Raw genomic sequence first — 24,334 nt, forward strand, 5'->3', positions numbered from 1 at the left:
TCCTGGGACCGCTGCGGCCGACGCGCGACCGGTTTGAACCATGGATGCCAGGCAATGGCCGCGATATGAGCGCACCCCATGCTGCCCCGTCGGCCACCGAACTCCGCGCGACCGAAACAATCGAGATCTTCGATCCCGCCAGCGGCGCCACCGTCGGCAAGGTACCCATGACGGATGCCGCCGAAATCGATCGGCAGGTTGATCTGGCGAATCGCGTGCAAACCACCTGGGCGCGAACAACGGCGGCCGAGCGGGCCGTCGCGGTCCGCGCCGGTGCTGCCCTGCTGCGCGAGCATGCCGATGAACTGGCCGAACTCAATCGGCTCGAAACCGGACGTCCACGGTCGGAGAGCAAGGAGGGGGTGCTGGCCGGTGCCGCGACGCTCGAGCAATATGCCGAACTGGGACCGTTGCACCGAGGCCGAAGTCTGCAAGGAGCTTTCGAGGCGACCGACCTGATGGTGTGGGAGCCCCGCGGCGTCGTCGTCGCGCTGACGCCGTGGAACGATCCCGTCGCGGTGTCCTGCGGTTTGCTCGGCGCGGCGTTGGTCACGGGAAACACGGTCGTGTACAAGCCGAGCGAACGCGCACCGCACACCGGAGCTCTGCTCGGCGAGTTGCTCTCCCGAGCGCTTCCCGACGGCGTTCTGCAGACGGTGCAGGGCGACGCCCGGGTCGGCGCGCTGCTCGCCGCACGTCTCGATGTGGACGTCATCGCACATGTCGGCAGCACCGCCACGGGACGGTCGATCGCGCGCAGCGTCGCCGACACCGGTGCGAAGGCGCTGCTGGAGAACGGTGGCAACGACGCGCTCGTCGTCGACGCCGGTGTGGATCCCGTCTGGGCGGCCGGGCAGGCGGCGCTCGGCGCGTTCGCGAACTCCGGCCAGATCTGCGTGTCCGTCGAGCGGATCTTCGTGCACCGGGACGTCGCGGAGGCCTTCCTGGCGGCGCTGGTGGCCGAAGCCGAGTCCTGGAACCCGGCGCCGCTGGTCGACCGTCATCATCGCGAGCAGGTCCACTCGCACGTCCGCGATGCGGTGGAGCGCGGCGCCGAGCTGCTGACGGGCGGAGTGCTGCCGGACGGCGCCGGTGCGCACTATCCGGCCACCGTGCTGGCACAGTGCGATCCGGCCATGCGGATCATGCGGGAGGAGACCTTCGGCCCGATCGCGCCGGTACGGGTGGTGGATACGTTCGAGCAGGGCATCGCCGAGGCCGCGACCGACGACTACGGGCTCGCGGCCACCGTGCTCACGCCGTCGATGGCCAACGCGCAGCACGCTTGGCGGGAACTGCCGGTGGGGACGGTGAAGATCAACTCAGTGTTCGGCGGGGCGCCCGGGGGAGCGGCGCACCCGCGGCGGGCCAGCGGGTCCGGTTTCGGTTACGGGCCGGAATTGCTGGACGAGATGACCCAGACGAAGGTCGTGCACCTACGCCCGGCCCCGGGCTAGGACGCCGCACCCCGGTCTTCGCGGTCACCGAGCGGAGAGATCGCCGTCGCGGCTGATTGACCTGGGGCGCAGCGGGTATGGGCAGAGACATGCGGGTACTTGTCACCGGGTGGCCCAGCTTCCTGCACGGGGAAGCGACGGCCGGGGACGTGTTGAGCATGAGCCGGGTGTGCGACGCGCTGGCCTCCGCCGCGATACCCCACGACACGGCCTGGAGCCCGGGGTTTCGTTCCGACGGGATGCATCTGGACGACGCGGACTCCGGGCGATATTCGCACCTGGTGTTCGTGTGCGGGCCCGCGCACGGTGAACAGGTCCGGTTCCTACACGAACGGTACGCCAACTGCCGACGCATCGCGGTGGGCGTCTCCATCCTCGATCCGGCCGATGCCGCGGTCACCGGGTTCCACCGCATCTTGCCGCGCGACGGTCCGTCCGTCGCGCGACCGGACATGGCGGTCGGGGCGTCCACGGTGAGCGTCCCCGTGGTGGGAGTCGTCTTCGCCCCGGGCCAGGCCGAGTACGGCGTGGCCAGGCGGCACCGGTCGGTGCATCGCGCGTTGCTGCGGTGGCTGCGCGAGCTCGACTGCGCGCGACTACCGCTCGACACCAGATTGACGTCCGACGATTGGCGCCTGTGCCGCACACCCGACCAGCTCGCGTCGGTGTTCGCTCGCCTGGACGCGGTGATCACCACTCGACTGCACGGCTTGGTGCTGGGCCTGCGAGCCGGGATCCCGGTCCTCGCGGTGGATCCCATCGCGGGCGGAGGGAAGGTCACCGCGCAGGCGAGGGCGCTGGACTGGCCTGCGCTGGTGTCCGCCGAGCAGACCGCCGACGCGGGCGCGTTCGACCCGTGGTGGCGCTGGTGCCTGGCACCGGCGGGGCGCGAACGGGCGCGGCGGCGGGAGTTCCCCTCGGCCGACGCCTTGACCAGCGACCTGCTCGACGAACTGCTCGCGGGACGGCCTGCGTGAGCGCGCCGACGGTGGCGAAGACCACCGTCGTCATCGCCACCCGCAACCGCGCGGCCGAACTGGCCCGCACCTTGACCGAATTGCGCGCACTGCGCCCGGCTCCCGCGATCGTGGTACTGGACAACGCTTCGGTCGACGGCACGGTCGGCGCGGCGGAGGCATTCCCGGATGTGCGCGTCGTCCGGCTGCCCCGCAATCTCGGCGCGGCGGCGCGCAACCTCGGCGTCGCACTGGCCCGCACGCCCTACGTCGCGTTCAGCGACGACGACTCGTGGTGGGCCGAGGACGCGCTGCGCGAAGCCGAGCGGGTGCTTGATGCCCATCCGCGACTCGGCCTGATCGCCGGACGCACGCTCGTCGGCGCCGACCACCGTGACGATCCCGTCAACGAACTGATGGCGAGCAGCCCGCTCGGGCATCCCCCCGGTCTGCCGGGCCCGTTGGTGCTCGGCTTCCTCGCCTGCGCGGCGATCGTCCGGAGAGAGGCGTATCTGCAGGCCGCCGGGTTCAGCCCGCTGTTGCATTTCGGCGCCGAGGAACGCCTGCTGTCACTCGATATGGCGGCGTGCGGCTGGGACCTCTGTTACGTGGCGCGAGTGCGCGCCCATCACCACCCCTCGGCGCGGCGACCGCCGCACGCGTGGCGCAGACGCGCCGAACAGCGCAACAACGCGTTGATCGCTTGGATGCGGCGGCCGTTGCGGCGGTCCGCTGCCGAGTCCGCGGGCCTGTTGCGCCGAGCGGCGCGGGACCCCGGAATGTTGCTGGCGTTCGCGGGGGTCGTTCGCCGCCTGCCGAGGGCGCTGGCGCAGCGGCGCACGCTGCCGCCGGAGGTCGAGCGCCGTGCCAGGACGCTGGAACTCGCCCATGGAAGGAAGTGACGGATGGTCACGGAACGAATGACGGTCGTCATCATGACCCGCAACCGGCGCGAACAATTGCTGCGCACCCTGGCGCACATGACCACGCTGCCCGACGCGGCGCCGATCATCCTCGTCGACAACGGGTCCACGGACGGCACCGCCGACGCGGTCGCCGCGGCGTTCCCCTCGGTAATACTCATCCGCTCGGCGGAGAACCTGGGCGCGGTGGCCAGGAATATCGCGGTCGAGCGGACGGCAACGCCGTATGTCGCGTTCTGCGACGACGACACCCGATGGCAGCCGGGCGCCTTGACCCGCGCCGCCGATGTGCTCGACCGATACCCCGGCCTCGGCTCGGTGACCGGACGATGCCTGGTCGCACCCGATCTCCGAGAAGACCCGATCACGCCGGAACTGCGCGACTCACCGGTCGTCGGGCCCGACTGGCTGCCCGGCCCCGCTCTGCTCGGCGTGATGGCCGCGCTGTCCGCCTTCCGGGTCAGCGCGTTCCGGGAGGTCGGCGGCTTCTCCCGGCGTCTGTGGTTCGCGGGCGAAGAGGAACTGCTCGCCCTCGACCTCGCGGCGCACGGCTGGTGGATGTGCTGGATGGAGGACATCCTGATCCACCACGAGCCGTCCACCACCCGTGATCCGACGCACCGTCGCAGGCTCGGCATCCGGAACACGTTGTGGACGCTGTGGTTGCGCCGCCCGGCCCGCAGCGCCGCCCGGCGGACCGCCGTCGTACTCGGATCGGCCCCGGCCGACCTGACGACCGCCGCGGCCGTCCTGGACACACTGCGTGGGATGCCGTGGGTGCTGCGCGAACGAAAAGTCCTGCCACCGCCAGTGGAGGCGGGCCTCGTTCTGCTGGAAGAATCGCAGCGCCGTTCCCCCGCGCGTCGCTATGTGGGCTGACGGTCGTCTCGGAGGGGAGGAACCTACCCGGTCGTACTATCCCGCAGCGGCGCCGACACCCCGGCGTGCTTCCCGAGCGAGGGCACGGTCGCGTTGTTCCTCGAATCGGGGAATGCGCACTTCCGTAAGGTCGTCCAAGAAGGCGGCGAGTCGTTCGCGGGCTTGCTCGCCGCGTGGCCCGAAGTCGTCGCGGTCGAGGATGTTCCACTGCCGGATGACGGGTTGGAGCACTTCTTCCAAGTGCTGGCGCAGATCGTAGATGCCGTGTTTGGCCATGAGGACGCCGTTGCGCCGGAAGTTGGGCATGCCGGTGCCCGGCATCCGGAAGTTGCGCACGATCAGGTCGATCGCTTCGATGGCCTGATCGGGCACCAGATCCAAGGCGGCGCCGCACATGCCGCGGTAGAAGATCATGTGCAGGTTCTCGTCGGCGGCGATGCGTTGCAGCATGCGGTCGGCGACCGGGTCGTCACAGACCGCCGCCGTGTTGCGATGGCTGATGCGGGTGGCCAACTCCTGGAAGGACACGTACGCCACCGAGTACAGGAACCCGCCGTCGAAGTCGGTGTCCGCTCGCTCCACCGGCGCACCGAAGCCGGTGGACATGTGCGTCATACGGTCGTTCTCCAACGCGACCGGGTCGACGCCCCGTGTGACGACCAGGTAGTCACGCAGGGCGATGCTGTGGCGGGCCTCCTCGGCGGTCCATCGTCCCACCCACGACCCCCACGCGCCATCTCGGGAAAAGCTGGCACTGATCTCGCGGTGATAGGACGGGAGGTTGTCCTCGGTGAGCAGATTCGTGATCAAGGCCGCCTTCGCCACCTCCGAGAGCCGTGATTGCCCTGGCTCCCAATCGATCCCGCCCAGCATCGCGAAGTTGTGTCCTTCGTCCCAGGGCACGTAGTCGTGGGGATGCCACTCCTTGACCATGGACAGGTGCCGGTTCAACGCGGTACCCGCGAAAGGTTCGAGCTCGGTGAGGATCTCCAGCTGTGTCAGATCACGCGCCAACGTCGTGTCCGCCTTTCTTTGCGCATTGCTTCGGAAGGGAGAGATGATCGGCCCGGCCCGGCCCGGTCGCGATCAGCGACGACCGAGGCCGGACGGATAACGCCGGGGAAGTGACGACTTTCAGGCGGTCGCCGTGTCGATGGCGCCGGTGCGGGGTGCGACGAGCGTCAGGCCGCCGTCGTAGCGGCGATACATCAGATGGCCGCGTCCCGACGGTGGGTCGGTGTAGAACAGGAACGGCAATCCGTATTCGCATACCCGTTCCACTGCTCGTGTTTCGGTGAGCGCCGGTGCCGGTCGGGGGTTGATGGTGAACAGTCCCGAACTGCCGACGATCGAGTGTGGCGTATGGACACTGTGCTGGCGCGCCATCCGCAGCCCGAACGGTCCGGCGCGGTAGACGACGGCGTCCTCGCCGGTCTCGGCATCGGTGAACAGATGCGCGTCGTAATCCATCGCGTCCAAGAGCGCCGTAGCCGCGGGCAGCGAGCCCGTCGTCAGCGCAACCGCCTTGCGGCGGACCAGTTCTCCCGGGCCGGGTGTGTCCAGCGGCCGACGGTCCGGATCCGGCCACGGCCGCGGCTCCCACGGCTTCTGCAACGCCTTGATCTGCCGTTGCAACCGGATCACCGTCGGCAACGCGTCACCACGACGATGTGCCAACGTCTGGATCCGCGCGCAGGTGTCACCGACGGACAGATTCACCTGGACGACCATCGGGCCGTCGTCGCGGTCCGGGGCCGTGATCCGCAGGCGGGCGGCGCCCGCGACAGGGAATCGCCGCAGCAGACGGCCGACCGTACCGGCGAAGCGTTCCCGCTCGAGGGCCGGTACTCGGCCGGTGGCGAACACGGCGACCTCCGGGAACGACGTCGACGACCACACCTCCGACACCAGCGACATCCCATCCTCCACTGCTCTCGCCCCACCGACTCACCTGGCAAGACTGTGCCCGCAGCGTGGGTCGTGCCCGTAGGGCCGAAAGTCCGCTACGCCGATTACTTTCAGCATCGTGAAGTCCCTCGGCGATCGGCCGTCCGTCGCGCGGGATCGTGGAGGCCGCCGATGCGACGGCCGGCCATGTGTCCGGCCGGCGGGCAGATCGAGGCGTCAGCGGAGCGTGCGGTGGTCCGCGGGCCTGCTCACTCGACGCGTCCGGCCGGTTCGCCGGAACGCGCACCGGCCGTACGCCGTGGCAGGCGTAGCGACGTGGCCGGACGGTTGTAGGCCCATTGGGCGACGGCGATGACGGCCGAGCCCAGCGAAGTGATACCTGCGAGCAGAGCCCAGTGGGTGAGTCCCGCGGTGTTGTAAGAGACCTGCCGGACTCCCGGCGCGATCAGGCTGCCGTTGCCGAACGCCCAACTCGTCACCATGCCGACCTGCCCGCCGAAGTCCGTGGAGCGGGCGAGCATGGCGCGCAGCTCGGGAGCCTTGCTGTTGACGTAGAGCACGGTGAGCAGTACCAGCGCCGCGGTCGTCACCGCGCACGCCGTCGCCGTGCGTGACAGGATCTCGGTGCGAAGCCGGAGATTCACCACCACCACGCAGACGGTGAGGACGATCGCGCCCGCGGACAGCAGTGCCAGGGCGCCGCTGATCCGCGCGGTGGGCGGCTGCGACGACGACCAGACGTTCAGGTAGGAAGTGGTCGCGGTGATCCGGCCGAAGGCATCGGCACTGGCTTTGCCGTCGGCGCCCACAGCCCTGAGCCACGGCTGGAACAGCAGGATCAGCGTGACGATACTGCCGGCCACGGCGCACAGGTAGCCCCAGTGGCCCTGCAACGCCGACAGGGATGCACGGAATTCGCCGTGCCGTCCCGGCGCCGCGCTGGGTTCTCGCTCGAGTCGAGTGTCCTTTGCTGACCACGGCGTTGGCTGCACTTCGCTCCGAACTCGAGGACAAGGGTTCGCCGTCGGGAACCCAGGTGGACAGGGCGGTCCCGACTGCGGTCGGCCTCACGCACGGTAGGCAGCAGGGTTATCCGGACGTTAGGAGCTGCCGAACGCTCGGAGAATGGTTGCGATCAACGCGATTTTGAAATCTCGGTGGGGTGCCTGGGGCGGGTGCGGAAATGGAGATCGCCTCACCCGGCCACCCCACCCTTCGCCCGGCACTTCGGCTTCCAGGTCTGTGTGAACATTCGAGCAGACGGACTGCCGCGTTCGGGAAGAGTTCGGTGCATTCTGCCGACGTCGGACAGCGGTCGGTGCAGCGCCGTTCGTCCGCATCGCAGGCGGGCGTCGAAAGATCTGTAGCACAGTCCGATTCGGTGCCGTTGCAATCTCTCCGGCAGCGGTGCCGGAATTGACCGACGACTTACCTGGAGACCACGTGTCGCCCGAATCCGTTACTAAGTCGCAACTTTCGTCGATCCACGCATCGCAACACCTCGGCGCGGTCGATGCGGAATCAGTCCACGATCTAGCGGCGCGCTGAAAAACCTTGCCGCACAATGTGAAACGGTGCATCCGGCGGTGCCGATCGGACGTGCCGAGTAGGGTTGCCGACGCCGCTCCGGCCGCCTGGCAAACGGCCGAAAGGTGATTCTGGAGCCGTAGGCGAGATACAGTACGGGCCGTGACAGAGCACCGATCGCCCATCGGCGGGGATCGCTCGCAGGATCTCGGAGTACCGCGTTCGCTGGACCTCCGCTCCGCCGACTGGTCGAGTTCCGATGAGACCCTTGCCCGGCTGTTCCAACGTGTCGAGGCGTACGCCATGGACGCGCGCGAGTGGTATTCGCGGGACGGTCTAACGAAGCGGCGGGCGAGCCTAGCCCTCACCGCGGCGATGATCGTGCTCGGCTTACTCGGAATCCTGGTGCCCCTGCTGACCACCGCCGGAGTCCACGCCATCGACCCGAGCTGGGGATACATCCTGCTCGCCTGCGCCGCCGGAAGCGCGGCATGCGACCGGTTCTTCGGTGTCTCGACGGCGTGGGCGCGCGATATCCGCAGCGCGCAGTCGATCAACGCGATGCTGTGCGACTTCCAACTCGAGTGGGCTTCGGTCTCCCGCGCGCCCGCCAATTCGAATGGGGAAATCGACCGCAGGATGGGACTGCTGCGGGATTTCTCCTACCGGGTCAACGAGGTGATCGCACACGAAACCGACAGCTGGACCGGGCAATTGCAGCTGTCGGCGCAACCGCGGATGAGCAGGCTGGACCGGAGGTAGCGCCGGCTGCCGTTGTCGTAGGCGCGTTCGTTACTGGTTCGTCGGCGCCGAGACGGGCGTCGGCGAGCAGTCCGGCCGCTCCGATCGCGGCGCAGGCGACGGTGGTCGCGAGCAAGGCCGGGCTGGTGTGCCCGGTCAGAGCGTCACCGAGCGCGACGACCGCGATCGTTCCTGGCAGCACGCCGACGACGGTGGCGACCAGGTAGGGCGCGAGCCGGACCGAGGACAGGCCGGCGCAATAGTTGATCAGTGCGAACGGCACCGGGCCGATCAGCCGCAGCGACCCCACCGCCAGCCAGCCGCGGCGGGCCAGGCGCCGGTCGACCGCGGCGACCGCCGGATGGGTCAGCAGCCGGGCCGCGACGGCCTCGCGGCCGACCACGCGCACGAGCTGAAACGCCACGACCGCGCTGACCGTGGTCGCGGCGATCGCGACGGCGACGCCGGTGACCGGACCGAACAGCAGTCCGGCGCTGAGAGTGAACGCGATCCGTGGCAGGACGATGGTCGCCGCGGCGTGCGCGGTGAAGAACACCAGCGGCAGCCATGGACCGGTTTCTTGTGCCCAACTGCGGATCTGGTCGGCACCCAGGTGCGGAACGACTGCCGCGCCGGCCACGAACACGACCGGCAGCAGCACGACGGCGATCAGCCGCGGATCACGCCACCGCGGCCCGCGGTGACCATCGGTTGCCGCTACACCAGCGGCGGGGTTGTCGACCGGCATGAGTCGATGCTCTCAGCGTGCTGTCGGGCGGGGCGCGGGCTGGAACAGTTCGACGAAGTTGCCGGAGGGGTCCTGGAGGAGCACCTGTTGCCCGCCGGGGCCGTCGACGATGTCGTTGCGGAAGGTGACGCCCGCGGCTCGCAGCCGCGTGGCCTCGGCGGCGATATCGTCGACGACCAGCTGGAGACGATTCCAGCCGCCGGGTTCCGGGGTAGCGCCATCGGGCATCGGGCGTGCCGCCGAACTCTTCGGCCCCGCCAGCAGCAACTGCAGCGGGCCGCGCACCACTGCGGCGAAGGCCGGGGAGGCGTCGAAGTCGACGGTGAAGCCGAGGTGGGTGGTGTAGAACTCGACCGCCGCGGCCACATCGTCGATGAGGTAGCGGACTCGGGCGAGTTCGATCGGTGCGGTCGTGGTCATGGCTGGATCTCCTAGTTGTTGTGTGCCGAGGACATGGCGGTGGGCATGGGCGGGAACCCGATGCGGGTGTCGAGTTCGCCGGCGAGACGACGGAACTCCGGATATGTGGCGCGGTCGGTGTCGCCGGTCGTGGCCGGATCGGGCAGGCTCCAATGCGTCGCGACGGCGCGGCCGTGGTCGCGGGGTACCTCGCGGATCTTGTCGCACAACGTGATCACGTAATCGAAGCGGCGGTCGGCGACCGCATCGAGCGCCTGCGGTCGCTGTGCACCCAGGTCGATCCCGTAGTCCTCCCGGAGCACTCGCGCCGCGTTCGGATGGATCCGCGGTTTGGGATGGCTGCCCGCGCTGGCGACCCGGACGCCGGTCACGCGGTGCCGCAGCAGTGCCTCGGCCATCGGCGACCGGGCACTGTTACCGGTGCACAGGAACAACACCGAACAGTCCTTCGGCCATGGGCGGCCGGACGGAGCCAGCGCCGGATGCAAAGCAACCGCGGCGTCACCGAATGCGGCCGCGCACCGGGACAGGTCGAGATGGTAGTAGCTGTCGCGGCCGTCGAAACTGCTGCGGCGCGCGTCGACCAACCCGGCCGACCGCAGCAGCCGTAGGTGATACGACACCAGATTCTGCGGCTCCCCGACCGCTTGCACCAGCTCCCGCACCCGGCGATCACTCGCCGCCAGCTCGGTCATCAACGCCCACCGCAGCGGATGTGCTGTCATGCGCATCAGCAGCGGAACCGGCACTCGATCCGTGGTACCCACCTCGCCCACATTACATCAAACCAATTTGATGTATATACCGATCTCTGCTCGGTCCGCAGTTCGGCTTCATTGAACCAAACAGTGTGATAAGCAGTACCGTGAAGATGACTTATCTGAACTAGTCGGTTAACTTTGTGTCATGAAATATGTTGTGGTCGTTGGTGGTACCGATGGGATCGGCCGGGCTGTCGCCCTGAAGCGGCTTGCCGTTGGAGACGCCGTCGTGGTCGTCGGGCGAGACGCCGAGAAAGGCAAGAGCCTTCTCGCGGCAGCCGAGGAGCTCGGGGCGGGCGACCGTGCGCATTTCGTGCCCGCGGATCTCAGTTCGATCGGTGCGACCCGCACCGCCGTCGACGCCATCCGAACCCGTTTCACCACGGTGGACGCCCTGGTGCTCTGTGCCAGGCACTACCGGTCCGATCGGCTGGTGACCGCGGAAGGGTTCGAATACACCTTCGCGCTGTTCTACCTGAGCCGATTCGTGCTCAGCTACGAACTGATCGACCTGCTGAACACCGCCCCGAACCCGGTCATCGTCAATGTGGCCGGTCCGGGCAGCGGAACCGGCGAGATCCGCTGGGACGACCTGGGTCTCGAGCGCGATTACCACGGCCTGCACGCGCTCGCGCAGGGCGGTCAGCTCAACGATCTGCTCGGCATCGAGTTCGCGCGCAGGCCGGTGTCGGCGCGAGTGCGATACGTGCTGGTGCATCCGGGGGTGGTGAACACCGCCCTGTCCGGCGACTACGACGCCGAGATGGCGGCCAGGATCGAAACGATGCGCCGCACCGCACGACCGATCGACGAGGCCATCCGCCCGATCCTCGCGGTACTGGATGATCCGCCGGTCGAGGCGCTGACCGCGATCGCGCAGGGACAGCCGTTGGACGTGCACGGACCCGAGTTCGACACCGCCGCGGCCGCGCGGCTGTACGGCGAGACGACGAAGCTGCTCGGACGGTTGCAGTCGGCGGCGTCGGGCATTTCCCCGGCCAGGTTGCGGCAGGTCCTCGACTCGCCCGTATTCGGTGTCGTTGCCACGATCCAGCCCGACGGCAGCATACATCAATCGGTGGTGTGGATACTGCGAGACGGGGACGATGTCCTCTTCGTCGTGGGGGAGGGCAGTCGCAAAGAGCGCAACCTGCGCCGTGACGCCCGAGTCGGCGTGCTGGTCAACCCGCCCGAGCAGCCCTACACGTACGCCGCGATACACGGTACCGCGACCCTGTCCACCGAAGGCGGTCTCGAAATACGGGATCGTTTGGCGCTGAAGTACACCGGCAAGACCTATCGCGAGCACAATCCGGAAGCCGCGGCCACCTACGGGGATACTCCGATGGTCGTCGTCCGGGTCACGCCCGAACGAATCGTCGGCCGACTTTGAGCCGCGATCTTCTCTGAGCCCGGGCAGCAAGCACTGCCACGGCGCGCGCATGGCGTGGCCGGGTGTGTTACCGAGCGCGTTGTGCGGAAAATATCAGCGGTACTGCGCAACTCGCTGTTCCCGACGGCCCGCGCCCGCTCGAGTACGTAGACTTCCGGCGTGACCGATCTCGCGGACTTCGCCCGGCTGATCGCCGGTGACCACGGACTTTGTGTCGTCTCCACCCTTCGAGCCGACAACACGATCCAGTCGTCGCTGGTCAACGCCGGCGTATTGCGACACCCGGCGACCGGTGCCGACGTGGTCGGCATGGTGGTACGCGGCGGCGCGCGCAAACTGGACAACCTGCGGGCCCGGGCGCGTGCCACGATCGTGGTCCGTGTCGGTTGGCAATGGTGCGCCGCCGAGGGGCCGGTGTGGATCGCCGGTCCGGACGACCCGGCCCCCGGGGTCGACGCCGAGCGGTTGCGGTTGCTGCTGCGTGAGGTGTTCACCGCGGCCGGTGGCGTGCACGAGGATTGGGACGAGTACGACAGAGTGATGGCCGCCGAGCGCCGGGCGGTGGTGTTGATCTCGCCGGATCGCGTCTACAGCAACGGCTGAGCTTCGCCGCGCCCCGGGAGAGCCGGAAATGGACGCGGGGCAGCGCGTAGTTCCGATCATGTCGAGCGGGATCGGTTACCGGGATCGACAGGCTTGTTAGCGTCAGCCTGGTGAATCTCGATCTGGATGGAAAACGCGCGATCGTGACCGGCGGCAGCCGAGGGATCGGATTGGCTGTCGCTCGCGGGCTCGCCAACGAAGGTGTGGATGTGGTGATCGCGGCGCGTGCGGCCGAACCGCTCGCGGCCGCTGCCCGGACATTGGCCGAGGAGACGGGTCGGCGAGTGGTCGCGATACCGACCGACACCGGCGACGACAGCCAGGTCGAGGCGCTGGTGGAGCGCACCGTCGCCGAATTGGGTGGCGTCGACATCCTGGTGAACTCCGCCGCCACGCCGTGGAGTGCGGGCGCGAGCGCCGACCTGGCGGCCACCAGCGACGACGTGGTGCGGCGTGAAGTGGAGATCAAGGTGCTCGGATATCTGCGCACTGCCCGCGCGGTCGCCCCTCATCTGGTCGAGCAGGGCTGGGGCCGGATCATCAACATCAGTGGACTCGGTGCGCGCCAGGCGAATTCCATCGCCCAGACGATTCGGAACATCAGCGTCTCGGCATTGACCAAGAATTTGGCGGACGAGCTCGGTCCGAAGGGCATCAATGTGACGGTCGTGCATCCGGGGCTGACCAGGACCGAACGCCTGACCCAGCGGTTGACCGCGCAAGCCGAGGAGTCGGGGAATGCGGTCACCGAACTCGAAGCCGAGCTGGCGAAGAATACGCTGCGCCGGGTCATCGACGCCGCGGAAGTCGCCGACGTGGTGACCTTCCTCGCGTCACCCCGCAGTATCGCGATCACCGGCGACGCCATCGCGGTCGGCGGCGGCGTCCCGGGTCCGGTCTTCTACTGAGAGTGCCGCGCAGGACGAACTTCGCCCGCGCGTAGCTCGCGCTCTGTCGCCTATCCGGCCGCCTGAAAGGGTTCCGCGACCATCCAGTGCTCGATGAGCCTGCCGTCGTGCACTCGGATCATGTCCATGCCCGTCGTCTCGAATCGCTGACCGGTCGGCGGCAGGCCGAAGTTTCGGCGCCGCCGCCTCGCTCGATGACATCGCTCGCGCGGCCGGTGTCGCCAATGCCACCCTGTACCGGCATTTCCCGACCCGCGGGCACCTGATCACGGCCGTGTACCGCGAGCGGATCGACGCGCTGTGTGCCGCGGCCACCGAGCTAGCGGGCGGCGGTGCGGCCGGTGACGCCTTGCTCGGCTGGCTGAATGCGGTCATCGATCACATCGCGGTCAGCCGAGGCTTGCGCGAGGCGTTCGTCAACGCGTATGGACTTCGCGACGGCGACGAAACCCCGGAGGTCGCAGCGTGGCATCGCATGACCGATGCCGCTGCCATGCCGCTGTTGCGGGATGCCCAAGCCGCCGGTCTCATTCGAGCCGATCTCGAGGTGACCGAATTGATGACCCTCGTCTCCGCGATCGCACACGCGGGCAACGGCGATGCCGACCATGCTCGCCGTCTGCTCACCCTGACCTTCGAGGGTCTGACGTCCGAGGGCTGAACGGGTCGCCGCCCAGGCCTCCTGATGCGGTGGGCGGTGGTGGATAGTCGTCGACGGTCATAGCGTTGTAGACGCGTGTGCTTTTGGTGGCGAGGCGGAGGAAGGCGCGGCCGGGGCCTGCGGGCAGGGCGGATAACAGTCGGGTGGCCTGCACCAGTCCCGAGACACCGAGGCGGGATGTGGGGATCAGGGTCTTGGCTGCGCTGAGCGCGACCGCGTGGCCGCCGCGTATGTGTTCGGCCATCGCGTGTTCGTAGGCGGGGAAGGCGCGCTCGTGGTCGCCGCCCGCTCGTGCGAGTTCTCCGGCGAGGACGTACGCGCCGACGACGGCCAGCGTGGTGCTGCCGCCCACGGCCGGGCCGGGGCAGTAGCCCGCGTCGCCGACGAGCGTCACCCGGCCTCGGGACCAGGTGTCCATGCGGAGTTGGGTGATGGAGTCGAAGTAGAACGCCGGGGTGTGGTCGAGTTCGTCGAGCCAGCGGTCCACGTCGGTGTCGAAACCGTGGAATGCTCCACGCAGCAGCTCTTTCTGCCGTGACACGTCGTGGCGCTGGTAGTCGAGTTCGCGGTTGCTGCGGAACAGGAACAACGCACGCGCCTCGTCGAGGTGGCGTACACCGTAGATACCTGCGGTGCGGCCGACGCCGACGTGGATGTGGAGTTCGCTGTCGCAGCCGTAGGCGCCGGGCAGGGTCATCACCCCGAGATAGGCCCCGGCGAAGGCGCTGAAGCGCGATTCCTCGCCGAAGATCAGGCGGCGCACGGTGGAGTGCAGCCCGTCCGCGCCGACGACGAGGTCGAAGCGGCGCTGCGCGGACTTCTCGAACCGCACCTCGCCCTCGGGTGAGATCGCGGTGATCGAGTCGCCGAAGAGATATTCGACGTCGTCGGACGCGGCGTCGTAGTAGATCTCGCTGAGGTCGTCGCGCATGATCTCGGCGTGTTGGTCGGAAGTGGCGCCGAAGATCTTGGCGAGATCCACGCTGGCGGGCCGCCCCGCGCCTTCGGGGTGGAGTGTCATCCGGTTCGTGCCGGTGGCCCGTTCCTGGATGCGCGCCAGCACGCCCGTCTTCTGCGAGATGTCCATCGCGGGCCGGAACAGGTCGACCGCGTGGCCGCCGGTCTTGCGCAGGGTCGGGGCGCGTTCGACGACGGTGACGGAGAAGCCGTGCCTGGTGAGCCAGTACGCCAGCACCGGTCCGGCGATGCTTGCACCGGAGATGAGGATCCGCATGAGTATGCCTCCCTTTTTGCTGAAATCGCCGATCAATTGGGCATCTTCGATCCGAAACTCCACTGCCACTTCGGATCTGGATCCGAACGCAGACTCGATGCCGCAGCGGCGCTGGTCTCAGCCATTGGTTCTCCTTCGGACGGTCCGTGCAGGGACTACCTTGCTGAGCGGCCGAAGATTCGTCTTGAACAAATGTCAGCGTTCACGGTCGGCAGGAACCGCTCATACGATCGGCCTGCGGCCATGGGAGATCCGTGACGGCCCGGCGTGAGCTACGTGCCGTTCCTATCCGGCCGTGACGGGTCGCCGTCGATCGGTTCCGCAGTTGGGCGCCCGCTGAGCAGCGCGCGGCCTCCCGCCTCGGCCGACTCCAACAGGTACCGCAGCCCGTCCCACGACCTGTCCAGGTAACCGCTCGGATCCGCACCGCTGTACAGATGGGCATGTCTCTGTTAGCAATAAGGGACGGGTCTGTCTTGAGGATGCAGGGTGGGCCGGTATCGAGCGCGCTAGGCGCGAAACGAATCGAGTGCCCTATGAGCACAGAATTGCACGGTCTCGGCGGCGCCGCCCAACCCTCGTCGGACGGGTGGAAAGACGCTCTCCTCGGACTGGACGCGACCATCGAACACCGCGGCAACGCGACCGTCGTCCACGTCCATGGTGAAGTCGATGCCTACACGCTGCCCGCGTGGCGGCGATTGCTATACGAGGCCGGAGCGACCACCGCGGCGCCGGGGTCGATCGTGATCGATGCGAGCGGTCTCGGCTTCATGTCCTGCCGTTCGCTGCTGATCTTGGCCGAAGAATCCGAGGCATGCCTGCGCCGGGGCGTCCGGCTGCGAGTGGTCGGTGACCGGCTGGTAGTGGCCCGCGTCGTGGCCGTCCTCGACCTCGACGCCCTGCGGCCCGTTCACTCCTCTGTCGAGGACGCGCTGGCCGACTCGCTGCCGAGCGGGCGATTCCACGGCATCGGGCCACGTGCGGCGTGGCGCGGTCACGCCGGTACAGCGGAGCCGCGACTTCTCTGACGCTCCGTCTCCTCGGCACCGGGGCTCCGCTCGAATGCCCTGGTGCCGGGGTCGGCGGATCGAGCCTTGACAGGCGACGTGTCAGCAATCACATCGAACGAATCCTCTTCTTCTACGACCGGCTGTTCGGCCCCGGCAAGGATCCCGCCATCGATCACGGCACGATCCATGCCACTCCCGGTGACTGGTGGACCGTGTTCGCTCAATCGCCGGACGTATTCCGGCACGCTGTGCGCGGTTTCACGTCTACCGCAACGCGATCCTCGATCCGGCCTTGCGCGAACCGGGTCAGAGCCGGGCCGGTCGTGGAAATCAGGGACCTTACCGCGGATCTGTCCGGCGCCTGACCGAGTCGGCGCGGGGGTCTACGCCGGTTCGGCGGATCGGATCGCCGCCTCGAGTGTGCGCAGAGCCGCGGTGAGCACGGTGCGTTCGTCGGCGGCGAGTTGGTCGGTGAAGGCGGTTTCGTGCTCCAGTAGGGCGGGCACGACCTGTTCGATGTGGCGATGGCCGTCCGGCGTGAGCGAGACCAGGACGCCGCGCCGGGTGGTCGAGGTCGGTTCGCGGGTGATCAGCCCGGCCGCTTCCGCACGGGCGAGGCGCTGGGAGACGGCGCCCGCGGTGACGAGGCTGCGGGCGGCGATCTGGCGGGTGGTCAGCTGGTAGGGCGGACCGGATCGGCGCAGGGTGCTGAGCAGATCGAGGGTCGATTCGTCGATGCCGAGCCGCTGGAGGGTGCGCTGTCGCTCGTCGGTGAGGAGTTTGGCCACTCGCCACAGCGGCGTGAGGATCTCGATCGACTCGACTCGCGCGCCGGGCAGTTCACGGCGCCATGCCGCGGCTATCCGGGCGGCCGAAGGTATCTCGTCGTGTGCTTCGTGCGTCATTGCCGGAAGTCTCTCTCCTCGGTACATTTAGCGCTAAATATACCGAGAGGAGATGAGAATGCGCGGAACGGTCGTCGTCACCGGTGCGAGCGGGGGAATCGGACGCCGGGTGGCTCAGCGGTTCGCCGAAGGCGGGGCGGACGTGGTGATCACCGGGCGTTCGAAGGAACGGGTGGAGCGGGCGGCGCAGGAACTCGGAGTGCGGGGAATCGTTTGTGATGCGGCGATTCCCACGGAGGTGGAGCGGTTCGCCGAATCGGTCGGGCCCGAAGTGGATGTGCTGGTGAACATGGCCGGGGGCAACACCGATCTCGTCGTCGGGAACGGCGCCGCGGTGTCGTTGGCGGAGTTGGCCGAGCAGTGGACGGCGAACCTGTCGACGAATCTCTTGAGTGCGGTCCTGACCACCTCGGCGTTGCGGGAGCGGCTGCGACCTGGTGGAGCGGTGATCAATGTCGGCTCGATCGGCGCGGAGTACGCCGCGGGGTCCTACGGCGCCGCGAAGGCGGCGCTGGCGGCGTGGTCGGCCGGTTTGTCGGCGCAACTGGCGCCGAAGGGTGTCACGGTGAACACGGTCGCGCCCGGTTACATCGAGAACACCGATTTCTTCCAAGGGCAACTGAGCGAGCAACGGCGTAGCTGGTTGATCGACTCCACGCACGACAAACGCGCGGGTGAGCCCGATGACGTCGCCGGGCTGATCGAGTTCCTGGCCTCCCCGCACGCCCGGCACATCACGGGCCAGACGATTCACGTCAACGGCGGTGCGCACACGACCAGATGAATGCTCCGTGAGCGGCGATTGGGTTCGGGCTGATCGCAATTCTATTCGCGCACGGGCGCCTGCGGTTGAATCCGGTATCACCTCCGTTCGTCGTCCGGAGCGGTGTCGCACGTCTCGGCTCGAATCGTGGGGACGGCACCGAACCGGGGCGGACACGGCTTCAGACGAGGAGCACCACATGACAGCGCAGGCCGCCGCGGCAACTCCGACCGACGCCTTCGTCGCCGACTGGCAGGACTGGCACCGCGGACAAGAGGCGCGACTGGCCGACCCGCACGGATTCCTGGCCATCACCGATCTGCACTGGCTGGCCGAGACGCCGCAGCGATTCTCCGACGCGCCGGGTGCCTGGTCCACCGGCGCCGACGGTGTGACGGTGGTGCTCGACGACGGTGAGGAGCTGGTGGTCGACGGGACACCCGTGCGCGGCCGGCATGTGTTCGGGGTCATCCCCGAACGCGGCGGCGTGAACGCTGTCTGGGGTGACGCGGTGATCGAGGTCGCCAAGCGCGGCGGGCACGACATCGTTCGGCCACGGCACCCGGACAACCCGCTGCGCACGGCATTTCGCGGCACGCCCGCCTACGCGCCGCACCCGAAGTGGGTGGTCTCCGGGCGATATGTCGCCTTCCCGGAGCCGCAGCCGACCACGGTCGGCGCCGCTGTCGAAGGACTGGAACACGTCTACGACGCGCCGGGGCAGGTCGAGTTCGAGTTGGACGGACGGCCGCTGCGCCTGACCGCTTTCCCCGGCAAGGACCCCGGCGCCCTGACCGTGCTCTTCACCGACGAAACCTCCGGGGTCACCACGTACGCCGCCAACCGGGTGCTGCAGCTGTCGCCGCCGGATGCCGACGGGTCGGTGGAGCTGGACTTCAATCGGGCCGCGAATCTGCCCTGCGCCTACACCGACCTGGCGACCTGCCCGTTGCCGCCCGCGGAGAACCGGCTCCCGGTCGCGATCGAAGCCGGTGAGAAGCTGCCGTACGAGCGCGGCTGAACCGATGAGCGACAAGGCACCTCGGATCAGGACGTTGTCGTTCCTGACGCCGGGCAACTATCCCGACGACGATCCGTACTCCGGGCTCGAGGACACACTACGGCTGTTCGAGTACGGCGAAAGCCTCGGTTTCGACGGTGCGTGGATCCGGCAGCGTCATCTCGAGCACGGCGTCGGGTCGGCAGCGGTGTTCCTGGCCGCCGCCGGTCAGCGCACCAGTCGAATCCAATTGGGCACGGCGGTGATTCCCATCGGCTACGAAAGCCCGTTCCGGCTGGCCGAGGATCTGTCGCTGGCGGATGTGCTGTCGCGGGGCCGGTTGCAAGCCGGTTTCAGTGCGGGCACGCCGCCGCATGCCGACTTGCTCGGCGGCCTGGTCTTCGACGGGGACTGGCGCACCTACGATCTTTCCTACGGACGGATCGCCCGGCTGATCGAGAACCTGCGGGGCGACTATCTCGGTGACGCCGACACGGTGATCCACTCCCCGGGCAACACCCAGCGGCCGCGGTTACAGCCGCACAATCCCGGTTTGATCGACCGGCTGTGGTACGGCGGGGCCAGCACCCGTTCGGTGCGCTGGGCAGGGGAGAACGGGCTGAACCTCCTGACGGGGAACATCGTGTTCGGCGAGCACAGCGACGATTTCACCACCACCCAGTCGAGCCTGATCGGCGAGTACCGCGGACTGGTGGATCCGGCTCGGCCCGCCCGGGTCGCGGTGGGACGGGTGATCGTTCCGTTCGACAGCGCCGACCGCGCGACTCGCGAGCGGTACCGGCAGTACGCGGAGAGCAGGCGCGAGCGCACCCTCGCGCCGCAGGGGCCGCGGCGCGTCCTGTTCGCCCCGGACCTGGTCGGGCCCGCCGAGGAGATCATCGATCGGCTGCGGGCCGATCCGGTGCTCGCGCAGACTTCGGAACTGCGACTGGAGCTTCCGTACGAGTTCCACCGCGCCGACTACGAGCAGATCCTGCACGACACCGTGGAGTTGATCGCGCCGGCGCTGGGTCGTCGGACCGCGACCGGTTCAGAGCACGAGACCGGTGAGGTGGCCGCCCCCGCGTGATCCTTGATGCCCGATCGACTGCCCGATCGACTCCGGGTGCCGGTCGACGTGTCAGTGGTTCGTGATCCAGGTATCGGTGAATTCCGCTTCCGCGGCGAGCATGTCGAGCAGGCGGGCGACGACGGCCGCTTCGATCTTCTTGCCGAACAACGGGATCCCCACCTCGGCCGCGCCGTCCACGACCGCCACCGCGGCGGCATCCTGCTCGGTGAGCCGGACGGTGCCGCTCACCCGCGCGGGCACACCCTCGACGTCGGCGTCGAAACTGCCGCCCTCCTGGGTGTAGGTCTCGGTGCGGGTGACGACCAGGCCCTCGGGGCGCACCGCGGTGACGGCGCCGGGCAACTCGGCCGCCGCTATGGTCTGCACCATTCGCACGTGCAAACGGTCCTCGGCGGCATCGAACTCCACGAGAACTCCGCCGACCTCCTCGACGCGGTCTTTCCAGTACCGCTCGTCGGCCAGCGCCGCGCGAAGCGCGTCGGCCGGATGGGAGTAGGTGGCCGTGTACGCCAAGGGGGTCGCCATATCGGCACACGCTACCTGCCGCGCCGCCTGCCCGAGCCGGTGAATCGCCGAGCCGTGCAGCCGGATCCGCTGAATCACCTTGGCAAGCACCAGCTTCGACATCTGCATACCCAGTCCGGTATGTCTTCTACTGCGGTGCGGCGTGCCTTGCCCCCGGCGGGGAGTGGCCGTCTCAGACCGGGCAACCGCCGTCGTGCCCGGGGGCGGCGCGAAGGAGTCCAGCGCGTACTTACGGTGATAGCGGACGAGCTTCTCGTATTGCAGGCGGTTGTAGGCCAGCGGGAGCAGCAGCAACCGATCCGGCAGCAGACGCCATGCCGCTTGCAGCACACGGACGTACACGGCGAACTCGAGGTGAGGCGCCGCACGGGACGGGCGGTAGGCTCACGCCGATGAGGGCGCAGCGAAACGATTCGAGCAAGCCCGAGACGAGCACCAGGCGGAACAAGACCGCGGGTGACGTGGGCCCGGCCGAACCGCATTCCGCCACGCGCCCGCAGGGACGCGGCGGTGACCAGACCGTCCCGGAGTTTTTGGACTCGGTGGGCGATGTATGGGCCGATCTCGCCGCGCTGGACGCCCGATCGCGCCGCATCGTCGAGGCCGCCCGCGACTGCTTCGCCGAGATGGGTTTCGAGGAGACGACCATGGTCCGTATCGCCGAGCAGGCTGGTGTCGGCGTCGCCACGGTCTATCGCCGTTTCGGCACCAAGTCCGCGCTGGTCCGCTACGCCCTCATGGCCGAGTCGCAACGGGTCGGGATCATCGTGGCCGAGGCGGTGCAGCGCTCGGCGGGTCCGGTCAGCGCGCTGGCGGAGATGTTCTCGGCGTTCGTGAGCGAGGCGAAGGCCCCCCGGTTGCTGACGCGCAGCCTTCGCGTCTCGTCCGCGGCAGGGGAACTCACCCGTTTCCTCACCGGTGACGAATTCATCGAGCAGGGACGGGCATTGGTCGCGCGCTTCATCGTGCACTGGCAGAAGCGGGGCGAGCTGGGCGTCTTCGACGCCGAGGTGGTCGCCGAGCTGTTCGTCCGCCTGACGATGTCGTTCATCTCGAATCCGCGCGGCGCGCTCCCGCTCGCCGACGCCGCGGCGGCGAAGGAGTTCGCCCGGCGTTTTCTCGCACCGTTGTTGTTCCCGCATCCCGGCGGGGGTTAGCCGCTCCCGATAGCGGCTACTGTTCGGCCGCACGCGATAAGCCGGGGATCTCAGTTCTCGCTGACGATCGATGGCGCCGCAGTGGTTTTCGACCGGTGCACGTGCCCAGAGCTTGTCGGTGCCATGTCCTACTGTCCGAGAGATGCGCAACAGGATTGCTGGATTCGCCTACGATCGCGTGACGGTCGGCGATATCGGTCTCCACGTAGCCATGGCCGGAGCAGGCGCCCCGATCGTGCTCTTGCACGGCTTTCCGCAGACCCATTTCGCTTGGCGGCACGTCGCGACGGACCTCGCTCGCGACCATCTGGTGATCTGCCCGGATCTGCGCGGCTACGGCGACAGCGACAAGCCCGTCGGCGAGCCGGATGGCAGCACCTACGCGAAACGGACGATGGCCGCCGACATCGTCGGGCTCATGCGGGCGCTGGGCCATGAGCGATTCGCGCTCGCCGGCCACGATCGAGGGGGGTTGGTCGCGTTCCGCGCCGGTTTGGACCACCCGGACGCGATCAGCCATCTCGCGATTCTGGACGTGCTGCCCGCCGCGGACATGTGGTCCACCCTGCACGGGACGTCCGGCATCTTCGCCTTTCATCTGTACCTGCTCGCACAACCTTCCGACGTGGCCCAGCGCATGATCGGAGCCGACCCCGATCTGTTCTTCGGGCACTTCCTCGACGACTGGTGCCGGATATCCGGCGCGATTCCCGGGGACGCCCGCGCCGCATACCTGGCGGCTGCCCGCGCGCCCGGCGCCGTTCGCGCGGTGTGCGCCGACTATCGGGCCAGCGCCTCCATCGACAACGTCCACGACGAAGCCGATCGTCGTGCGGGCCGCCGGTTGACCATGCCCGTCGCCGCGCTCTGGCAGGATCCGGGCGAGGTCGTGCTTCCGTTCGATCCCCTATCGATCTGGTCGGGATGGGCGAACGATCTTCGCGCCGGGACCGTGCGGTGCGGACACTTCCTGCCGGAGGAGATGCCCGGCCCCGTCATCGAAGCCATACGAAACCTGATCGACCGACCCGCGGCGACGGCCGTCAGGGCAGATGCATGAGTTGCCGGGAGAGGGTGAACAGGCGGCGGGCGAGTTTGGTGACCGGCAGACCGAGGGGAAGCAGGATCACCGTCACGCACAGGATCGCGCCGACGAGCCACAGCACGGCCGCGACCAGCCCCAGTACCGTGCCGAGCACGGCCGTGAGGATCCCCAGCACGACGCCGAGCAGGCCCTGTAGCGCTCGCATGATGACCTTCCGGTGTCCATTCTGCCCTTCTTCGGCGCGACGCGCAGGTGCCGATCGCGATCGGCGCTTTCACCGCGTCCGGCCCCGCGACGACTCCGTGTACGGGCACGGGATCGGCCGGTAGCGTCCCAGGTATGAGCCGAGCGATCGTGGAGCTGTCGCATCCGGTCTCGGACGGCATGCTCACCTATCCGGGCCTGCCCGCACCACGCGTCACCACGGCCGTGGCGCGCGACCGATCGCCGCTGATCGACATGGCCTACGACATCGCACGCGTGGATATGGTCGGCCACACCGGGACCTACATCGACGCGCCTTACCATTTCCACGCCGAAGGCGCCGACATCGCCGAGTTGCCGTTGGAACGGCTGTTCAACGTGCCGATCGTCCTGATCCGCGCGCGGGGACTGCGCGCGGTGGGCCCTGATCTGCTCGGTGATCCCGCGCGCCTGTGGGGCAAGGCGGTGCTGGTGCACACCGGTTGGTCGGCCGAGTGGGGTTCGGCCGCGTACCGTGACCCCGGGCATCCGTTCCTGATCGGTGAGGTCGCCGATGCGCTGGTGGCCGCCAATGTGGCGTTGGTGGGCATCGACTCGCTCGACGTGGACGACACGTCGTTGCCGACACGTCCGTGCCATCACACGCTGCTGGGCGCGGGAATCCCGATCATCGAGCAGATGACGAACCTGGACGCGCTCCCCGGCACCGGCGCCAGACTCGTCGCATTGCCTGCGCCGGTGCGCGGGATGGGCTCGTTTCCGCTGCGCGTCGTGGCGTGGTGGTGACATAGACGCTTTCGATCCCACGATCGGGGGCTCTTGCTCTGCCGAAGTTCCTCTCGCCGACGGGGTTACGGTCGAGCGGTCCCGCCGGCGAGATCGGGCCCCTGGACCGACGAGGTGTAGTCGAGTGATTGCCGAAGACAGTGATCCGAACGGCGAGAAGCCGGAACCCCGCAGGAAGACGATCAGCACTACTTACATTCATCGGCTGCAACGTCGGCACTTCCTGCTCTTCGATATTCTGCCGATTCTCGGCACGGCTGGTGCGTTCGCCTTTCTCCGGGTGCATCCGTTCGGCCTGACCGAATTCCTGCTGCTGTTCTCGATGTGGCTGGCCACCGGCCTCGGCGTGACCGTCGGCTACCACCGGCTGTTCACCCATCGCACGTTCACGGCGGCGCCGTGGGTCGCCGCGGTGCTGGCGGTGCTCGGCTCGATGGCCGGACAGGGCGGCGTGGTGTCCTGGGTGGCCCTGCATCGGCGGCATCACGAATACAGCGATCGCGGAGGAGATCCGCACTCGCCGAACCTTTCCGGCGGCGGTCTACGCGGAACGCTGCGCGGCCTGGCGCATTCGCTTTTCCTGTGGATGCGTCGCCACGAGTACTCATCACCATCGCGGCCGCGGACGTCTTCTCGGTCGGCGACGAGGACGAAACATTGTGCGCCACCGCACTTGTCACCATGCGCAACGTGATACTGGTCAACTCGTGAACCAGGAGGAGTG

27 protein-coding genes and 2 pseudogenes are annotated in these 24,334 nt (G+C 68.3%); 18 read left to right on the forward strand and 11 right to left on the reverse strand.

Annotated elements, in window-relative coordinates:
• Nucleotides 1-65 precede the first annotated feature (65 nt).
• From ACIA5H_RS11525 to ACIA5H_RS11540, 4 genes are all read left to right on the forward strand, one after another.
• Nucleotides 66-1,457, forward strand: a complete 1,392-nt coding sequence (locus tag ACIA5H_RS11525) for an aldehyde dehydrogenase family protein (RefSeq protein WP_397075664.1) — start codon at nt 66-68, stop codon at nt 1,455-1,457.
• Nucleotides 1,458-1,546: 89 nt separating this feature from the next.
• Nucleotides 1,547-2,434 carry a polysaccharide pyruvyl transferase family protein gene (locus ACIA5H_RS11530; protein WP_379253530.1) on the forward strand — a complete coding sequence of 296 codons (888 nt, stop codon included), beginning with the start codon at nt 1,547-1,549 and terminating at the stop codon, nt 2,432-2,434.
• Nucleotides 2,431-3,315 carry a glycosyltransferase family 2 protein gene (locus ACIA5H_RS11535; protein ID WP_397075666.1) on the forward strand — a complete coding sequence of 295 codons (885 nt, stop codon included), beginning with the start codon at nt 2,431-2,433 and terminating at the stop codon, nt 3,313-3,315. The genes ACIA5H_RS11530 and ACIA5H_RS11535 overlap by 4 nt, the downstream gene beginning before the upstream one ends.
• Before the next feature lie 3 nt (nt 3,316-3,318).
• Nucleotides 3,319-4,215, forward strand: coding sequence for a glycosyltransferase (locus tag ACIA5H_RS11540; protein ID WP_355074189.1), 897 nt, complete (start codon nt 3,319-3,321; stop codon nt 4,213-4,215).
• A 36-nt stretch (nt 4,216-4,251) separates the two neighbouring features.
• On the opposite strand, the gene ACIA5H_RS11545 is transcribed toward ACIA5H_RS11540, so the two are convergent.
• From ACIA5H_RS11545 to ACIA5H_RS11555, 3 genes are all read right to left on the reverse strand, one after another.
• Complete coding sequence (locus ACIA5H_RS11545; protein ID WP_379253533.1) at nt 4,252-5,229, reverse strand: acyl-ACP desaturase; 978 nt, start codon at nt 5,227-5,229, stop codon at nt 4,252-4,254.
• Between the two features lie 120 nt (nt 5,230-5,349).
• Complete coding sequence (locus tag ACIA5H_RS11550; protein WP_397075669.1) at nt 5,350-6,132, reverse strand: sigma 54 modulation/S30EA ribosomal C-terminal domain-containing protein; 783 nt, start codon at nt 6,130-6,132, stop codon at nt 5,350-5,352.
• Between the two features lie 239 nt (nt 6,133-6,371).
• The gene (locus ACIA5H_RS11555; RefSeq protein ID WP_397075671.1) at nt 6,372-6,986 is read right to left on the reverse strand and encodes a hypothetical protein; all 615 of its coding nucleotides are present in this window, start codon (nt 6,984-6,986) and stop codon (nt 6,372-6,374) included.
• An 826-nt stretch (nt 6,987-7,812) separates the two neighbouring features.
• Between ACIA5H_RS11555 and ACIA5H_RS11560 the strand changes: the two genes are divergently transcribed.
• Nucleotides 7,813-8,412: an SLATT domain-containing protein gene (locus ACIA5H_RS11560; RefSeq protein WP_355074183.1), complete on the forward strand. Its 600-nt coding sequence runs from the start codon at nt 7,813-7,815 to the stop codon at nt 8,410-8,412.
• Here the strand turns inward: ACIA5H_RS11560 and ACIA5H_RS11565 are convergent.
• The 3 genes from ACIA5H_RS11565 to ACIA5H_RS11575 are packed head-to-tail and all read right to left on the reverse strand — an operon-like array spanning nt 8,321 to nt 10,326.
• A complete protein-coding gene (locus tag ACIA5H_RS11565; protein ID WP_397075674.1) occupies nt 8,321-9,139 on the reverse strand; it encodes a TVP38/TMEM64 family protein in 819 nt (272 codons plus the stop codon). The two genes, ACIA5H_RS11560 and ACIA5H_RS11565, sit on opposite strands and share 92 nt — an antisense overlap.
• A 12-nt stretch (nt 9,140-9,151) precedes the next feature.
• Nucleotides 9,152-9,559 carry a VOC family protein gene (locus tag ACIA5H_RS11570; RefSeq protein ID WP_397075676.1) on the reverse strand — a complete coding sequence of 136 codons (408 nt, stop codon included), beginning with the start codon at nt 9,557-9,559 and terminating at the stop codon, nt 9,152-9,154.
• Between the two features lie 11 nt (nt 9,560-9,570).
• Nucleotides 9,571-10,326 carry an ArsR family transcriptional regulator gene (locus tag ACIA5H_RS11575; RefSeq protein WP_397075678.1) on the reverse strand — a complete coding sequence of 252 codons (756 nt, stop codon included), beginning with the start codon at nt 10,324-10,326 and terminating at the stop codon, nt 9,571-9,573.
• A 139-nt stretch (nt 10,327-10,465) separates the two neighbouring features.
• On the opposite strand from ACIA5H_RS11575, the gene ACIA5H_RS11580 reads away from it, so the two are divergent.
• The 3 genes from ACIA5H_RS11580 (at nt 10,466) to ACIA5H_RS11590 (ending at nt 13,224) form a co-directional block, all read left to right on the forward strand.
• Nucleotides 10,466-11,713 carry a TIGR03618 family F420-dependent PPOX class oxidoreductase gene (locus ACIA5H_RS11580; protein ID WP_397075680.1) on the forward strand — a complete coding sequence of 416 codons (1,248 nt, stop codon included), beginning with the start codon at nt 10,466-10,468 and terminating at the stop codon, nt 11,711-11,713.
• Nucleotides 11,714-11,872: 159 nt separating this feature from the next.
• The gene (locus ACIA5H_RS11585) at nt 11,873-12,316 is read left to right on the forward strand and encodes a pyridoxamine 5'-phosphate oxidase (protein WP_397075682.1); all 444 of its coding nucleotides are present in this window, start codon (nt 11,873-11,875) and stop codon (nt 12,314-12,316) included.
• A gap of 110 nt (nt 12,317-12,426) precedes the next feature.
• Nucleotides 12,427-13,224, forward strand: coding sequence for an SDR family NAD(P)-dependent oxidoreductase (locus ACIA5H_RS11590; RefSeq protein WP_379253541.1), 798 nt, complete (start codon nt 12,427-12,429; stop codon nt 13,222-13,224).
• Between the two features lie 50 nt (nt 13,225-13,274).
• On the opposite strand, the pseudogene ACIA5H_RS11595 reads toward ACIA5H_RS11590, so the two are convergent.
• Nucleotides 13,275-13,394: pseudogene (locus ACIA5H_RS11595) on the reverse strand (ester cyclase); the annotation flags it as partial.
• Between ACIA5H_RS11595 and ACIA5H_RS11600 the strand changes: the two are divergent.
• Both ACIA5H_RS11600 and ACIA5H_RS11605 read left to right on the forward strand, forming a co-directional pair.
• A pseudogene (locus ACIA5H_RS11600) lies at nt 13,367-13,489 on the forward strand (TetR family transcriptional regulator); the annotation flags it as partial. The pseudogenes ACIA5H_RS11595 and ACIA5H_RS11600 sit on opposite strands and share 28 nt — an antisense overlap.
• A gap of 9 nt (nt 13,490-13,498) precedes the next feature.
• Complete coding sequence (locus tag ACIA5H_RS11605; RefSeq protein WP_379253542.1) at nt 13,499-13,885, forward strand: hypothetical protein; 387 nt, start codon at nt 13,499-13,501, stop codon at nt 13,883-13,885.
• On the opposite strand, the gene ACIA5H_RS11610 is transcribed toward ACIA5H_RS11605, so the two are convergent.
• Nucleotides 13,848-15,119 (reverse strand): FAD-dependent monooxygenase, encoded by a 1,272-nt coding sequence (locus ACIA5H_RS11610; protein WP_397075685.1) that lies wholly within the window; start codon nt 15,117-15,119, stop codon nt 13,848-13,850. The two genes, ACIA5H_RS11605 and ACIA5H_RS11610, sit on opposite strands and share 38 nt — an antisense overlap.
• A gap of 536 nt (nt 15,120-15,655) precedes the next feature.
• Between ACIA5H_RS11610 and ACIA5H_RS11615 the strand changes: the two genes are divergently transcribed.
• Nucleotides 15,656-16,150 carry an anti-sigma factor antagonist gene (locus tag ACIA5H_RS11615; RefSeq protein WP_397075687.1) on the forward strand — a complete coding sequence of 165 codons (495 nt, stop codon included), beginning with the start codon at nt 15,656-15,658 and terminating at the stop codon, nt 16,148-16,150.
• Between the two features lie 365 nt (nt 16,151-16,515).
• Here the strand turns inward: ACIA5H_RS11615 and ACIA5H_RS11620 are convergent, their stop codons facing one another.
• Entirely contained in the window at nt 16,516-17,037 is a 522-nt protein-coding gene (locus ACIA5H_RS11620; RefSeq protein WP_364426657.1) for a MarR family transcriptional regulator, read from the reverse strand.
• 58 nt (nt 17,038-17,095) lie between these two features.
• Here ACIA5H_RS11620 and ACIA5H_RS11625 point away from each other — a divergent pair, with 58 nt between their 5' ends.
• The 3 genes from ACIA5H_RS11625 (at nt 17,096) to ACIA5H_RS11635 (ending at nt 19,890) form a co-directional block, all read left to right on the forward strand.
• On the forward strand, nt 17,096-17,821 hold the full coding sequence (locus ACIA5H_RS11625) for an SDR family oxidoreductase (RefSeq protein WP_364426654.1): 726 nt from the start codon (nt 17,096-17,098) through the stop codon (nt 17,819-17,821).
• Nucleotides 17,822-17,999: 178 nt separating this feature from the next.
• The gene (locus tag ACIA5H_RS11630) at nt 18,000-18,821 is read left to right on the forward strand and encodes a DUF1684 domain-containing protein (protein WP_356969288.1); all 822 of its coding nucleotides are present in this window, start codon (nt 18,000-18,002) and stop codon (nt 18,819-18,821) included.
• Nucleotides 18,822-18,825: 4 nt separating this feature from the next.
• Nucleotides 18,826-19,890, forward strand: a complete 1,065-nt coding sequence (locus tag ACIA5H_RS11635; RefSeq protein ID WP_379253546.1) for an LLM class flavin-dependent oxidoreductase — start codon at nt 18,826-18,828, stop codon at nt 19,888-19,890.
• Between the two features lie 51 nt (nt 19,891-19,941).
• Here the strand turns inward: ACIA5H_RS11635 and ACIA5H_RS11640 are convergent, their stop codons facing one another.
• Complete coding sequence (locus ACIA5H_RS11640; protein ID WP_397075691.1) at nt 19,942-20,760, reverse strand: DUF2505 domain-containing protein; 819 nt, start codon at nt 20,758-20,760, stop codon at nt 19,942-19,944.
• Between the two features lie 50 nt (nt 20,761-20,810).
• Here ACIA5H_RS11640 and ACIA5H_RS11645 point away from each other — a divergent pair, with 50 nt between their 5' ends.
• Both ACIA5H_RS11645 and ACIA5H_RS11650 read left to right on the forward strand, forming a co-directional pair.
• Entirely contained in the window at nt 20,811-21,575 is a 765-nt protein-coding gene (locus tag ACIA5H_RS11645; protein WP_379253548.1) for a TetR/AcrR family transcriptional regulator, read from the forward strand.
• Between the two features lie 142 nt (nt 21,576-21,717).
• On the forward strand, nt 21,718-22,635 hold the full coding sequence (locus ACIA5H_RS11650; protein ID WP_397075693.1) for an alpha/beta fold hydrolase: 918 nt from the start codon (nt 21,718-21,720) through the stop codon (nt 22,633-22,635).
• Here the strand turns inward: ACIA5H_RS11650 and ACIA5H_RS11655 are convergent.
• On the reverse strand, nt 22,619-22,825 hold the full coding sequence (locus ACIA5H_RS11655) for a hypothetical protein (RefSeq protein ID WP_355074149.1): 207 nt from the start codon (nt 22,823-22,825) through the stop codon (nt 22,619-22,621). The two genes, ACIA5H_RS11650 and ACIA5H_RS11655, sit on opposite strands and share 17 nt — an antisense overlap.
• Before the next feature lie 134 nt (nt 22,826-22,959).
• Here ACIA5H_RS11655 and ACIA5H_RS11660 point away from each other — a divergent pair, with 134 nt between their 5' ends.
• On the forward strand, nt 22,960-23,610 hold the full coding sequence (locus tag ACIA5H_RS11660) for a cyclase family protein (RefSeq protein ID WP_379253550.1): 651 nt from the start codon (nt 22,960-22,962) through the stop codon (nt 23,608-23,610).
• Between the two features lie 124 nt (nt 23,611-23,734).
• A complete protein-coding gene (locus ACIA5H_RS11665; RefSeq protein ID WP_397075696.1) occupies nt 23,735-24,304 on the forward strand; it encodes a fatty acid desaturase in 570 nt (189 codons plus the stop codon).
• Nucleotides 24,305-24,334 lie beyond the last annotated feature (30 nt).

The organism is Nocardia sp. NPDC051900, assembly GCF_044452545.1.
GTDB lineage: Bacteria > Actinomycetota > Actinomycetes > Mycobacteriales > Mycobacteriaceae > Nocardia > Nocardia sichangensis.

Bases quoted from the DNA above. Each gene is read 5' to 3' on its own strand.
- ACIA5H_RS11525 (WP_397075664.1), top strand. From the start codon at position 66: ATGAGCGCACCCCATGCTGCCCCGTCGGCCACCGAACTCCGCGCGACC.
- ACIA5H_RS11530 (WP_379253530.1), top strand. From the start codon at position 1,547: ATGCGGGTACTTGTCACCGGGTGGCCCAGCTTCCTGCACGGGGAAGCG.
- ACIA5H_RS11540 (WP_355074189.1), top strand. From the start codon at position 3,319: ATGGTCACGGAACGAATGACGGTCGTCATCATGACCCGCAACCGGCGC.
- ACIA5H_RS11550 (WP_397075669.1), bottom strand. From the start codon at position 6,132: ATGTCGCTGGTGTCGGAGGTGTGGTCGTCGACGTCGTTCCCGGAGGTC.
- ACIA5H_RS11565 (WP_397075674.1), bottom strand. From the start codon at position 9,139: ATGCCGGTCGACAACCCCGCCGCTGGTGTAGCGGCAACCGATGGTCAC.
- ACIA5H_RS11570 (WP_397075676.1), bottom strand. From the start codon at position 9,559: ATGACCACGACCGCACCGATCGAACTCGCCCGAGTCCGCTACCTCATC.
- ACIA5H_RS11580 (WP_397075680.1), top strand. From the start codon at position 10,466: ATGAAATATGTTGTGGTCGTTGGTGGTACCGATGGGATCGGCCGGGCT.
- ACIA5H_RS11610 (WP_397075685.1), bottom strand. From the start codon at position 15,119: ATGCGGATCCTCATCTCCGGTGCAAGCATCGCCGGACCGGTGCTGGCG.
- ACIA5H_RS11615 (WP_397075687.1), top strand. From the start codon at position 15,656: ATGAGCACAGAATTGCACGGTCTCGGCGGCGCCGCCCAACCCTCGTCG.
- ACIA5H_RS11620 (WP_364426657.1), bottom strand. From the start codon at position 17,037: ATGACGCACGAAGCACACGACGAGATACCTTCGGCCGCCCGGATAGCC.
- ACIA5H_RS11625 (WP_364426654.1), top strand. From the start codon at position 17,096: ATGCGCGGAACGGTCGTCGTCACCGGTGCGAGCGGGGGAATCGGACGC.
- ACIA5H_RS11630 (WP_356969288.1), top strand. From the start codon at position 18,000: ATGACAGCGCAGGCCGCCGCGGCAACTCCGACCGACGCCTTCGTCGCC.
- ACIA5H_RS11635 (WP_379253546.1), top strand. From the start codon at position 18,826: ATGAGCGACAAGGCACCTCGGATCAGGACGTTGTCGTTCCTGACGCCG.
- ACIA5H_RS11645 (WP_379253548.1), top strand. From the start codon at position 20,811: ATGAGGGCGCAGCGAAACGATTCGAGCAAGCCCGAGACGAGCACCAGG.
- ACIA5H_RS11650 (WP_397075693.1), top strand. From the start codon at position 21,718: ATGCGCAACAGGATTGCTGGATTCGCCTACGATCGCGTGACGGTCGGC.
- ACIA5H_RS11655 (WP_355074149.1), bottom strand. From the start codon at position 22,825: ATGCGAGCGCTACAGGGCCTGCTCGGCGTCGTGCTGGGGATCCTCACG.
- ACIA5H_RS11660 (WP_379253550.1), top strand. From the start codon at position 22,960: ATGAGCCGAGCGATCGTGGAGCTGTCGCATCCGGTCTCGGACGGCATG.